Origin of the sequence: Terrabacter tumescens (assembly GCF_014646815.1) — a bacterium.
Classification (GTDB): domain Bacteria; phylum Actinomycetota; class Actinomycetes; order Actinomycetales; family Dermatophilaceae; genus Terrabacter; species Terrabacter tumescens.
The window spans coordinates 130,637-142,699 of record NZ_BMNZ01000009.1 but is presented as its reverse complement, the minus strand read 5'-3'; the positions used below and the strand labels follow the sequence as shown (position 1 = coordinate 142,699).

Sequence of the window (12,063 nt, the reverse complement as noted above, 5' to 3'; positions counted from 1 at the left end):
CGGGGCGGCCACTCGAGTGGGTCTTCTCTTCGTCGAGTGGCCTCCTCGTCACACCCGCCCCGTGGCGGGTGGGGCTGCTGGGGCGGGGCGGCCACTCGAGTGGGTGGGGCGGGGGCGGCCGGACCCGGGCGCGAGGGCGCGGCGGGCGGGGGTGACCACACGGCATACGCCCTCGCCTTCCTCGGGGGAGCGTGTGGGAGAGTGGCGCACGAACCGCTGCGACGTCGCATGAGGAAGGTGGGCATGTCGGCCCGACTCGTCCCCCCGGGAGCCAGGGAGCTGCCCGCGCTGACCGAGCTGCGGCTCGAGGTGCGCGCCTTCCTCGCCGAGCAGGTGGCTGGGGGCGCGTTCGTGCCGCACGTCGACACGTGGCTGACCCGCTGGGACCGCGACTTCACCCGCGAGCTCGGCCGGCGCGGCTGGCTCGGCATGGTCATCCCGACGGAGTACGGCGGCCAGGGCCGCACCTACCTCGAGCGTTTCGTGATCACCGAGGAGCTGCTCGTCGTCGGCGCCCCGGTCGCGGCCCACTGGATCGCCGAGCGGCAGATCGGGCCGTCGCTGCTGCGCTACGGCACCGAGGAGCAGAAGCAGGCCTTCCTGCCCGGGATCAGCCGCGGCGAGTTCGTCTTCGGCATCGGCATGAGCGAGCCCGACTCCGGCTCCGACCTCGCGAGCGTGCGCACCCGCGCCGACCGCGTCGAGGGCGGCTGGCGCCTCACCGGCACCAAGGTCTGGACGAGCGGCGCGCACGAGGCCGACGCCTTCTTCGCGCTGGCCCGCTCGGCCCCGCTCGACCCGGCCCACCGCCACGACGGCCTGAGCCAGTTCATCGTCGACCTGCGCGCGCCCGGCGTCACGATCCGCCCGATCATCTCGATGGGCGGCGACCACCACTTCAACGAGGTCCACCTCGACGGCGTCCTCATCCCCGACGACCGGGTGCTCGGGGAGGTGGGGGAGGGCTGGACGCAGGTGACCTCCGAGCTCGCCTACGAGCGCAGCGGCCCCGAGCGCGTCCTGTCGACCTTCCAGCTGCTCGCAGCCGCGGCCCAGGCCATGGACGACGGCCGCCTGCCCACCGACCCCGGCCTCGGCCGCCACGTCGCACGCGTCGCCGCGCTGCACCACATGTCCTTCGCCGTCTCGACGGCGCTCGAGCAGCACGAGGACGCCGACACCGCGGCGGCCGTCGTCAAGGTGCTCGGCACGACGGGGGAGGGCGACATCGCCGACTACGTCGACACCCTGACCGCCACCGGGTGGGCCCTCGACGAGGAGCTCGACACGCTGCTGCACGCCGCGATCCTCCAGCGGCCCGGCTTCACGCTGCGGGGCGGCACCAACGAGATCCTGCGCGGCGTCATCGCGCGCGGGCTGGGGATGCGCTTATGGCCGACCGCCACGGGCTCGACGACCTCGCTGCCCCCACGACGCCCGACCCCGACCTCGTCGCCGTGCTGACCGACCTCTTCGACGACTACCGCGCCACCCGTGCGACGCCGACCGCCGTCGTCGACCTCGACCGCGACCTCTGGCAGCGGCTCGAGCAGCTCGGCCTGACGCGGCTCACCGGCACCGAGGCCGCGGGCGGCAGCGGTGGCGGATGGGTCGACGCGGCTGCCCTGCTCGGGCTGGCGGCGGCCGCTGCGGCTCCCGTGCCCCTCGCCGAGCACGACGTGCTGGGCGGCTGGCTGCTCGAGTCCGCCGGCCTGCCCAACGACGGGGGCCTTCGGACCGTATGCCGTCCCGACCCGTCCGGTGTCGCCCTCAACGTCACGTGGGCGCGGGACGCGAGCAGGATCGTGGCCCTCTGGGAGGACCGCGACCAGTGGCGCGTCGCTGACGTCCCCGTCGACCGCGTCTCCATCGAGGAGCGCCGCAACCTCGCCGGGGAGCCAAGCGACACAGTGGAGTTCGACCTCGATGACCTCGAGACGGGCACGGTGGTCGCGCACGAGATCGGCGAGCAGTTCCACCTGCGCGGCGCGCTGGCCCGCTCGGCCCAGGTGGTCGGCGCCATGGAGCGCGTCGTCGAGGTCGTCCTCGAGCACGTCCGCGCGCGTGAGCAGTTCGGCCGCCCGATCGGCCGGTTCCAGGCCGTGCAGCACCTCGTCGCGGACATCGCCTCGGAGACCGCGCTGGCCCGCGCCGCCACTGACGCCGCCGTCGCCCGCGCCGCCGCCTCCGACTGGCAGGACCCCGGCATGCTCTTCGCCGTCGGGGTGGCCAAGTCGTGCGTCGGGCACGCCGCCTCGGTCGTCGTCCGCGGCTCGCACCAGGCGCTCGGAGCCATCGGCACGACGCTCGAGCACGAGCTGCACACCCTGACCCGGCCGATCCTCGCGCGCCGCAGCGAGTACGGCTCGCTCCAGGACTGGGACGAGACCCTCACCGCGCTCGCCTCCTCCGCCGGCCACGACCGGCTCTGGACGCTCATCACGACCGGCCGGGCCAAGCCGTCGAGCGGCCGCTTCCACCCCTACGACGGCGCCTGAGCGCGCACCGGAGCACACCGGAGCAAGGAGACACAGCCCATGACCGAGGTCCGCTACGAGGTGACCGACGGCGTCGCCCTTATCACCCTCGACGCGCCCGAGCGTCGCAACGCCCTGTCCGTCGAGATGTCGCGCGAGCTCATCGACGCGGCCCGCACGGCCGAGTCCGACGACGAGGTGGGCGCGGTCGTCGTCACCGGCGGCGCACACTTCTGTGCCGGGGCCGTCCGCAGCGTCCTCGCCGACACGGGCCAGGACCCCGTCGAGGACGAGGCCTACCGCGACCTCGAGACCGTCTACGCCGCGTTCACGACGGTCGGCTCCATCGCCGTCCCCACCGTCGCCGCCGTCCGCGGCGCTGCCGTCGGCGCCGGCCTCAACCTCGCCCTGGCCGCCGACCTGCGCATCGTGTCGCGCACGGCCCGCCTGCTGCCGGGCTTCGCGCAGATCGGCATCCACCCCGGCGGCGGCCACTTCACCCTGATCAACCGGGTCGCCGGGCGCGAGGCCGCAGCAGCCCTGGGCCTCTTCGGTGACGAGGTCGACGGCGAGCGAGCCGTCGCGCTGGGTCTGGCCTGGGCGGCCTACGACGACGGCGACGTGCAGGACGAGGCCATGGCGATCGCCGGACGCGTCGCGAAGGACCCCGCGCTCGCCCGCCGGACGGTCGCGAGCTTCCGCCGCGAGACCGCGCCCGGGGGTCTGCCCTGGGACGTGTCCGTCGAGCTCGAGCGCTCGCCGCAGATGTGGTCGCTGCGCCGCAAGCACGGGGCGTGAGACGCGCCTCACCGCGTATCGGGCATTTCGGCTCCCCGGGGGTCGTGGTGCAAGGATGGGGAAGTTGGCCGTCCCCGACCTGAAGGAGCACCAGTGCTGGCGTCCTACCGACCTCTCTTCGAGGTACCGGGGGCACGCGTCTTCATCACCGGCGGGATGATCGCCCGCTCGGCAGGCTCGATGTTCGCCGTGTCCGTGGTCGCGATGGTCGCGGCCCGCACCGGCTCCTACGCGCTCGCCGGCGCCGTCGTCGCCGTCGGCATGGTGTCCCTGGCGCTCTGCGCGCCCTTCCTCGGCCGGCTCGTCGACCGCTACGGCCAGCGTCGCGTCGCGATCCCGTTCTTCCTGTGGTCGGGCTTCTGGGTCGTCATGACCCTGCTCGTGTCGATGCGCGGCTGGCCGTCGTGGCTGCTGTTCATCACCTTCCCGCTGTGCGGCGCCATCCCCAACCTCGGCACCATGGCGCGGGCCCGCTGGTCGCACATCTTCGCCCACGACCCGAAGAACCTCCACGCGGCGATGTCGTTCGAGCAGGTCATGGAGGAGGTCACCTTCGTCATCGGCCCGGTCCTCGCGATCTGGCTCTCGACGACGCTCTTCCCCGAGGCGGGTTTCGCGTTCGCCGCGCTCGCCTACACCGTCGGCGTCCTCGTGTTCATCTCCGCCCGCTCGACCGAGCCGCCGGTGGTGCCGCACCACGAGCGCCCGACCGAGCACGCCTACACGGTGCCGGGCCTCATCCCGCTCGCCTTCATCATGGTCATGACGGGCGCCATCTTCGGCGTCAACGAGGTCGTGACGCTCGCCGTCTCGCAGGATGCGGGTGCACCGAGCGCCGCCGGCGCCATCCTCGCGTTGTATGCCGTGGGGTCGGCTTCCGCAGGCCTCGTCTTCGGTCACGTGTCGCACGGGCGCAGCCTCGTCAAGCTCCTCATCGCCGGCACGCTCGGCATGGCGGTGCTCGAGATCCCGGTGCTCTTCGCCGGCAACCTCTGGATCCTCGCCGGGCTCATGCTTGTGGCCGGCATGGCCACGGCCCCGACGCTCATCACGACGATGAACCTCATCGAGCGCATCGTCCCCAAGGCCCAGCTCAACGAGGGCATGACGATCGTGCTGACCGGCATCATCGTCGGGGTCGCGGCCGGCTCGGCCGTCTCGGGCGTCGTCGTCGACCACATCGGGGCGCAGCACGGCTACTGGGTGGCGATCATCGCGGGCGGCTTCGCCTTCGTCATGGCGCTCGGCACGCGTGCGTTCCTGACCCGACGAGAGCTGCACGACCTGCGCTGACCGCGCCACCCGGCATACGCCTTCCGGCACACCGTCGGGCACACCATCGGGCACACGAAAGGGCCACCTCCCGTGACGGGAGGTGGCCCTTCGAGGTGGAGCACGCGGTCAGTGACCCGCGGGGATCACCACGGCCTCCTCGTCCTCCTTCGCCGGCGCGGCACCCGGCTTGGGGCCGAGGTCGACGTGCGGCAGGAAGAGCGAGGCGACGAACGCGAGGACCAGCACGCCGGCGGCCACCATGAAGACGACCGACATGGCGTCGGAGAAGCCGACGAGGAACGGCCGGGCCAGCTGCGGGTCGAGCTGGTTGATGAACGAGCTGTCCGACAGCGCGGAGGAGCCGGCACCCGCACCCGAGCCGCCCGCCTGCTGCGAGGCCTGGAGCTGGGCGATGAACGCCTTGTTGGCCGCGGGGTCGCCACCGGTCGGGTTGCGCAGCGCCGCCTGGAAGGCGGGCGTCGGCGCGATGCTCGCGAACGCCTCGGAGATCTTCGAGCCGGCCTGCGAGAAGAGGATCGAGAGGAAGACCGCGGTGCCGAGCGTGCCGCCGATCTGGCGGGTGAAGGTCGCCGAGCTCGTGGCCACGCCCATGTCGCGGCGGTCGACGGCGTTCTGCACGGCGAGGGTCAACGGCTGGAAGTTGAAGCCGAGGCCGATGCCGAAGAAGAACATCCCGATCATCGTCTTCCACAGCGGGGTGTCCGCCCCGACGAAGTGGAAGCCGAAGAGCGCGAGCACGAGGATCGCCGCGCCGATGATGGGGAACTTGCGGTAGCGACCGGTGCGGCTGATCATCTGGCCCGAGAAGATCGAGCCGCTCATGATGCCGAGCGTCATCGGCAGCAGCTGCAGGCCTGCCTCCATGGGCGAGGAGCCCTTGACGATCTGCAGGTAGAGCGGGATCGCGGCGAGGCCACCGAACATGCCCATGCCGATGAAGACCGAGCTGACCGACGCGGCGGCGATGGTGCGGTTCTTGAACAGGCGCAGCGGGATGAGCGCCTCCTCGCCCATCGAGCGCTCGATGACGAAGAACGCGACGAGGCCGATGAGGCCGATGGCGTAGCAGGCGATGGACGTGGCCGAGCCCCAGCCCCACTCGCGGCCCTGCTCGGCGACGATGAGGAGCGGCACGAGCGCGACCGACAGGCTGAGCGCGCCCCAGTAGTCGACGCGGTGGTCGAGGCGGGTGTGGCGCAGGTGCAGCGTGCGGGTGACGACGATCAGCGCGGCGACGGCGATCGGCACGTTGACGAGGAAGACCCAGCGCCAGCCGGTGATGCCGAGGATCGAGTCCTGGTCGGAGAGGATGCCGCCGACGACGGGGCCGATGACGCTCGAGGTGCCGAAGACGGCGAGGAAGTAGCCCTGGTACTTCGCGCGCTCACGCGGCGGCACGATGTCGCCGATGATCGCGAGGGCGAGCGAGAAGAGACCGCCGGCGCCGATGCCCTGGACGGCGCGGAAGGCCGCGAGGGACGGGATCGACCAGGCGAGCGTGCAGAGCATCGAGCCGATCGTGAAGATCGAGATGGCGAAGATGAAGAGCTTCTTGCGCCCGTAGATGTCGCCGAGCTTGCCGTAGAGCGGCGTCGCGATGGTGCTCGTGATGAGGTATGCCGTCGTGACCCAGGCCTGTCCGGCCAGGTCCTTGAGGTCGTCGGCGATGACACGCATCGCGCTCGCGACGATGGTCTGGTCGAGCGCCGCGAGGAACATCCCCATCATCAGGCCGATGAGGATCGTGATGATCTCCTTGTGGGAGAGCAGCGGCTGCCCGTCCGGGCCGGACGCGCCGCTCGCGCTGGCCGTGCGCGCGGCGGCGCGCGACGGTTCGGCGGTGGTGTCGGACATGTCAGTCCTCTTTCTGCTTCTGGTTTCTGGAGTCGAAGGGCATGGGAGGCGTCGCTGCACCCCGGGCCCGGAGGTTGGCGTCGAGCGCGTCACCGAGCTCACGCAGTCGGTGGACGAACTCGGTCGTGCACGGGCCGTCCCAGTCGGTGAGCAGCCCTTGGAACCACGCGGCGCGGCTCGACTGGATGCGGACCAGGGCCTCGCGGCCGCGGTCGGTGAGGGACACGACCCAGGCGCGGCCGTCGTTGGGGTCGGCGCTCTTCTCGAGCAGGCCGCTCGTGACGAGGGCGCTGACCTGGCGGCTGACGGTGGAGACGTCGTTGTGCAGCGTCGTGGCGAGCTCGGAGATGCGCACGGTGCCCGCGCCGGCGACGAGGAAGAGCACGGGGTATGCCGTGACGTCGACGCCGTCCTCGAGGCGCGGTGCGTTGTGCTTGGCCGCGACGAGGAGCTTCTGCACGCGCAGGAGCCCGAGGAAGACGGCGTTCGCCTCGTCCTCGCTGACTGCCATGGGGTGCTCCTCGGTGGGTTAGTTGCTTGCAGCACGCAAGTATCTGCCGCTCGCGACGATGCGTCAACTCACCTGCCGAGGTTGTCCAAGGTTTGTACAATGGTGGGACGGTGTCGCCACGGAGCCCACTCGTGTGGTTGTCTGTGGTCTCGCGCCGCGGGGGAGGTGCGAGGATGGCTGACGCGCCCGGACCGCCGAGCAGCGTGCGGGCCCAGGCGCCAGAAATGCAGGAGTGACATGACGAGCGACGTGCCGATCGACCCGACGGTCAACGACGCCTTCCGACAGATGTCGGCGCTGATCTATGCCGGCGCGGACTCGGGGTCGATCCACCAGTCCCTCGTCGACGCCGCCCGCCGACTCGTCGAGGGCTGCGACCGGGCCTCGCTGCTCGTGCGCACCCGCGACCGCTACGTCACCGCCGCGAGCACCGACGACATCGCACGCCGGATCGACCAGATCGAGCTCGAGGTCGGCGAGGGGCCCTGTGTCGACGCCATCGTCTCCGAGGCCTACCAGCACGACCCTGACCTCACCGACGCCAAGACCCCGTGGCCGCGCTTCACCGAGCGGATCGTCGCCGAGACGCCGGTGCGCTCGGCCATCGGCTACCGCCTGCTCCTGGACGGCGACAAGGTGGGCGCGCTCAACATCTTCTCCGACACCCCGGGGGGCCTGACGTCGAAGTCGGCCGACGTCGGGGCCGTCATCGCCTCGTTCGCCTCGGTCGCCCTCATGGCGATCCGGGCCCGTGAGGAGGCCGCCACGCTTCGCCAGGGCCTGCAGAGCAACCGCGAGATCGGCAAGGCCGTCGGCCTGCTCATGGCCGCGCACCACATCAGCGGTGAGCAGGCCTTCGAGCTGCTGCGGAGCACGTCGCAGGAGCTCAACATGAAGCTGACCCAGGTGGCCTCACAGGTCATCGAGGGCCAGGAGTCGCAGTTCGGTTCCGCGCCCGGCGGCGGCAACGCCACCGCCCGCTCGTCCGTCTGAGCCCGCCCGCGCCGTCCTGGGACCGGTGAACGGCGCCCGGGGGTTTCGGGACCCGGCGCTGTCACTGGCCCGGGGAATGCCCCGGGAACGACGAGTGGCCCCGACCCGCCTTGCGGGCGTCGGGACCACTCGGGAGAACGGCGGGGCTCAGGCCGAGGCCATGCCCTCCGCGGACAGCTGTCGACGCAGCTCGTCCAGGGTGCGCCGGAGCAGGCGGCTGACCTGCATCGCGCTGAGGCCCATGGACTCGGCGATCTCCGCCTGGGTCATGTCTCCGCCGAAACGCAGCTGCACGAGGCGCTGGTCCCGGGCGGGGAGCCGTTCGAGGGCGGTACGCACGACGATGCCTTCGTCGAGCGCGGGGTCGGACCCCGGGTCGCCGCGGGCGTCGAGCAGGTCGAGCACGGGCCGGTTGCCGTCCGCCGTCGTCGCGTCGAGGGAGGCGGGGCGCAGGTTGGTCGCCGCGACCTGGGCCTCCCGGACCGCCTCGAGCGTGATGTCGAGCTCGGAGGCGAGCTCGCCGGCGTCCGGGTCGTGGCCGAGCCGCTGCTCGAGCCGTGACCTCGTGTCGGTGACGAGCTGGCGGCGCTCCTGCAGCTCCCGCGGGGGCCGCACGAGCCAGCCGTGGTCACGGAAGTGACGACGCAGCTCACCGGTGATGGTGGGTGTGGCGTAGGCGCCGAACTCGGTCGGCTTGGACAGGTCGAAACGCTTGAGGGCCTTCAGCAGGGCCAGGAAGGCCACCTGCTCGAGGTCCTCGCGGTCGAGACCCTTGCCCGAGTAGCGGTGGGCGAGGGAGCGTGCGAGCGGCATGTGCAGCACCGTCACGGTCTCGAGAGCGGTGGCGCGTTCGGACGCTGAGTCCGAGGTGCGAAGGGTATGGATGAGCTCTCTGGTTCGCGCATCCTTGCGCGGACCCACGGATGGGTCGGTCATTTCAACTCCGATGGATCGGATCCCCGATGCGGCGCTGGCTTGACCGTCTGCTCATGACGCTAGGCCGTTTGGCACAGATGCACAAGGTGGGTTCTGGTGCCGTACGAGCGCGTTTGGGTGTATACGCAGGCGCGAACCCCGCCGGTGGCCGCGGTGTTTCTTCCGGCCGTCTGCGCGGGCGCCCTGCGTCAGTGCGTCACGACGACGAGGGACTCGAGGAGGGTGCGGGCGATCTCCTCGTCTCCGGTCACGGTGTAGTGGATCTCCTCGACCGAGCGGCGACCCGCGGCACGCCGGGTGAGTGCGTCGGTCGTGAGGTGGATCGAGGTGACGTCGAGCTGCTCCTCACCCTCCGGACGGTCGTGACCGCTGAAAAGTGCTTCCCCGTAAGGGCGCCCATCCTCACCGGTGACGATGCGCGCGCCGCCGCGGGCGACGACGGGTCCGCTGACGTCGAGCACGACGGCGTGTCCGGCACCGATGCCGGCGACCCGCGAGGCGATGCGCGGGAGGGCGGCGAGGATGTCGGCGGTGAAGACCGCGGCGCTCGCCGAGTCGAGGTTGCCGGGGCGGTCGAGGGCGGCGCGGATGTCCTGCTCGTGCACCCACGCGTCGACGATCCGGCGGTGCAGGTGCTCGCCGAAGGTCGTGTCGGGCCCGAAGAAACCGCCGATCACCGTGTCGATGTCGGCGTCGGACGCGCGCAGCTCAGCGACCCGCTGCGGGTGGAACTCGGCCAGCTCGGCCACGACGTCACGTCCGGTGACACCGCGCCGGGCCTCGACGTCGACCTCCACGAAGCGCGCGAAGTCGCTGTGCACGTGGGGGTAGTCGGGGACCGTGACCTGGGGGCGAGGCATGCCGGCGAAGGACTTCTCGGCGCCGACGACGTGGGCGATCTGGTCTTTCACGGTCCACCCGGGGCACTCGGTCTCGAGCTCGAAGTCCTCGTCTCGGCAGGAGTACCCGAGGTCGATGATCGACTGCACGGAGTGGTCGAACGCGTCGATCAGTCCGTTGCGGTCGTCGGGGGCGGCCGGGTGCATGGGCATGTCATCAGAGTACTTACCCTTGAGGCATGCCAACCCTCGAGCGAGACGGTCTCATCGGTCCGCGGACCGGGTCCGACTCCTCGGGCCGCCCGGCGGCCGCGCTCGTCGTGGCGGGTGTCGTCGCGGTCGGCCTCGTGGCGAGCGTGGTCGCCGCGGGCTACACCGGCGCGGCCGACGCCCTGCCCGGCGGGCTGTCCGACGCCGGCCCCGTCGTGCGGTGGTCGCTGCCCCTCGTGCGGGTCGTCCACGACGTCGCGGCCTCGCTCACGATCGGGTCGCTCCTGCTCGCCGCGACGATGGTCCCGGGACGCACGCGCGCCGAGAGCGCCGCCCTCGTGGAGCCGCGCAGGAGCGCCGCGTTCAGGGTCGCCACGGCCGCCGCCTTCGTCTGGGCGGTCGCCGGGGCGGTCGGCGTGGTCTTCGCCTTCGCCGACGCCGCTGGTATGCCGCTGTCCGACCCGCTCTTCGGCAGCAACCTCATGGGGTCGGTCTGGTCGATCGAGACCCTGCGGGTGGGGGTCATCAGCACCGTCGCGGCGTTCGTCGTCGCCTCCGTGGCGGCGGTGGCCCGCTCGCGCGGGGCCGCGCTCGCCCTCACCGTCGTCTCGGCGTTCGGCCTGCTGGTCCTCGGGCTGGCCGGCCACGCAGGGGGCTCGGCCGACCACGAGACGGCCGTCAACGCCATCGCCGCGCACCTGCTGAGCGCCGCCGTGTGGGTCGGCGGCCTCCTCGCGCTCGTCGTGCTGCGCCGCCCCCTGCGGGAGGCGCTCGGCGTCGTGGCGCGGCGCTACTCGACCGTCGCCCTCTGGTGCTTCGTCACCCTGGGCATCTCCGGGGTCATGTCGGCGACGACCCGGCTCGGCTCGTGGTCCGACCTCCTGACGCCCTACGGCGTGCTCATCCTCGTCAAGGTCGCGGCCTTCGTGGTCCTCGGCGCCGCCGGCGTGCGCCACCGGCGGGTGACCCTGGACCGCATCGACGCGGTGGACACGTCGGAGTCCGGCCCGGGCTCGGCGGCGGGGGTGCGTGGTCGGCTGTTCGTGCGGCTCGCCGTCGTCGAGACGCTCGTCATGGCCCTCGCCTTCGGTGTGGCGACGGCGCTCGCCCGCAGCGAGCCACCGGTGCCCGAGACGGTCTCGGACCCCAGCGCGGCACTGTCGCTGACGGGCTACCCCGCGCCACCGGCGCCCACCGCGATGGACTGGCTGACCGCCTGGCGGATCGAGTGGCTCTTCCTCGCCACCGGGCTGCTCGCGATCGGCCTCTACGTCGCTGGGGTCGCCCGACTGCGACGTCGCGGCGACGCGTGGCCCGTGCTGAGGCTGCTGAGCTGGGTCACGGGCTGGCTGCTCTTCCTCTACGCGACCAACGGCGTGCTCGGCATCTACGGCCGGGTCGCGTTCTCCTGGCACATGACCCTGCACATGATCGAGGCGATGGTCGTCCCGATCTTCCTCGTGCTCGGTGCCCCCGTCACCCTGGCGCTGCGCACCGTCAAGCCGCGCTCCGACGGCACGCTCGGCCCCCGCGAGATGCTCCTCGCGCTCGTCCACTCCCGGTTCCTGGCCGTCGTCGGCAACCCGATCTTCGCCGCAGCCTTCTTCTTCATGAGCCTCGTCGTCTTCTACTGGACGGGCCTGTTCCAGCTGGCCTTGCAGACGCACACGGGTCACCTGCTCATGACCGCGCACTTCGTGCTCACCGGCTACCTCTTCGCCTGGGTGCTCGTCGGCGTCGACCCCGGACCCAAGCGGTGGAGCCCGGCACTGCGCCTCGTCGTGCTCTTCGCGACCATCTCCTTCCACGCCTTCTTCGGTGTCGCCATGATCAGCGGCACGACCCTGCTCGGCGGGGACTTCTTCCCGACGATCGCCATCCCGTGGGTCCCCGACCCGCTCGCCGACCAGCGCTACGGCGGCGGCGTCGCCTGGGCCATCGGCGAGCTGCCGAGCCTCGTCCTCGCACTGACGGTCGCCCTGCAGTGGTTCCGGACCGACAGCGCCGAGTCCGTGCGGCAGGACCGGCGGGCCGACCGGGACGGCGATGCCGAGCTCACGGCATACAACGAGCGGCTGGCCGCGCTGGCCAAGCGCGATCACGGCTCCTCGCGATGACCTCTCTCTACTACTCCATGTAGTATTGACGT

General features: G+C 71.7%; 10 protein-coding genes. 6 read left to right on the top strand and 4 right to left on the bottom strand.

Annotated elements, in window-relative coordinates; genetic code table 11:
• The first annotated feature begins 243 nt into the window (after window positions 1-243).
• From IEY30_RS19820 to IEY30_RS19805, 4 genes are all read left to right on the top strand, one after another.
• On the top strand, window positions 244-1,464 hold the full coding sequence (locus tag IEY30_RS19820; protein ID WP_229675111.1) for an acyl-CoA dehydrogenase family protein: 1,221 nt from the start codon (window positions 244-246) through the stop codon (window positions 1,462-1,464).
• The gene (locus tag IEY30_RS19815) at window positions 1,392-2,498 is read left to right on the top strand and encodes an acyl-CoA dehydrogenase family protein (protein ID WP_052358735.1); all 1,107 of its coding nucleotides are present in this window, start codon (window positions 1,392-1,394) and stop codon (window positions 2,496-2,498) included. Before IEY30_RS19820 ends, IEY30_RS19815 begins: the two co-directional genes overlap by 73 nt.
• 39 nt (window positions 2,499-2,537) lie before the next feature.
• On the top strand, window positions 2,538-3,275 hold the full coding sequence (locus tag IEY30_RS19810) for an enoyl-CoA hydratase-related protein (protein ID WP_030200712.1): 738 nt from the start codon (window positions 2,538-2,540) through the stop codon (window positions 3,273-3,275).
• A gap of 93 nt (window positions 3,276-3,368) precedes the next feature.
• Entirely contained in the window at window positions 3,369-4,568 is a 1,200-nt protein-coding gene (locus tag IEY30_RS19805) for an MFS transporter (RefSeq protein ID WP_030200714.1), read from the top strand.
• A gap of 108 nt (window positions 4,569-4,676) precedes the next feature.
• Here the strand turns inward: IEY30_RS19805 and IEY30_RS19800 are convergent, their stop codons facing one another.
• Together IEY30_RS19800 and IEY30_RS19795 are read right to left on the bottom strand one after the other, a co-directional pair.
• A complete protein-coding gene (locus tag IEY30_RS19800) occupies window positions 4,677-6,425 on the bottom strand; it encodes an MDR family MFS transporter (protein WP_030200717.1) in 1,749 nt (582 codons plus the stop codon).
• Window position 6,426: 1 nt separating this feature from the next.
• Window positions 6,427-6,936 carry a MarR family winged helix-turn-helix transcriptional regulator gene (locus IEY30_RS19795; protein WP_052358737.1) on the bottom strand — a complete coding sequence of 170 codons (510 nt, stop codon included), beginning with the start codon at window positions 6,934-6,936 and terminating at the stop codon, window positions 6,427-6,429.
• Window positions 6,937-7,173: 237 nt separating this feature from the next.
• On the opposite strand from IEY30_RS19795, the gene IEY30_RS19790 reads away from it, so the two are divergent.
• Complete coding sequence (locus IEY30_RS19790; protein WP_030200722.1) at window positions 7,174-7,929, top strand: GAF and ANTAR domain-containing protein; 756 nt, start codon at window positions 7,174-7,176, stop codon at window positions 7,927-7,929.
• A gap of 147 nt (window positions 7,930-8,076) precedes the next feature.
• Here the strand turns inward: IEY30_RS19790 and IEY30_RS19785 are convergent, their stop codons facing one another.
• A complete protein-coding gene (locus IEY30_RS19785) occupies window positions 8,077-8,865 on the bottom strand; it encodes a sigma-70 family RNA polymerase sigma factor (protein ID WP_188960176.1) in 789 nt (262 codons plus the stop codon).
• A gap of 188 nt (window positions 8,866-9,053) precedes the next feature.
• Window positions 9,054-9,917 (bottom strand): maleylpyruvate isomerase family mycothiol-dependent enzyme, encoded by an 864-nt coding sequence (locus IEY30_RS19780; protein ID WP_229675110.1) that lies wholly within the window; start codon window positions 9,915-9,917, stop codon window positions 9,054-9,056.
• A 26-nt stretch (window positions 9,918-9,943) separates the two neighbouring features.
• On the opposite strand from IEY30_RS19780, the gene IEY30_RS19775 reads away from it, so the two are divergent.
• The gene (locus IEY30_RS19775; protein WP_030200735.1) at window positions 9,944-12,031 is read left to right on the top strand and encodes a bifunctional copper resistance protein CopD/cytochrome c oxidase assembly protein; all 2,088 of its coding nucleotides are present in this window, start codon (window positions 9,944-9,946) and stop codon (window positions 12,029-12,031) included.
• The last annotated feature ends 32 nt before the right edge of the window (window positions 12,032-12,063 follow it).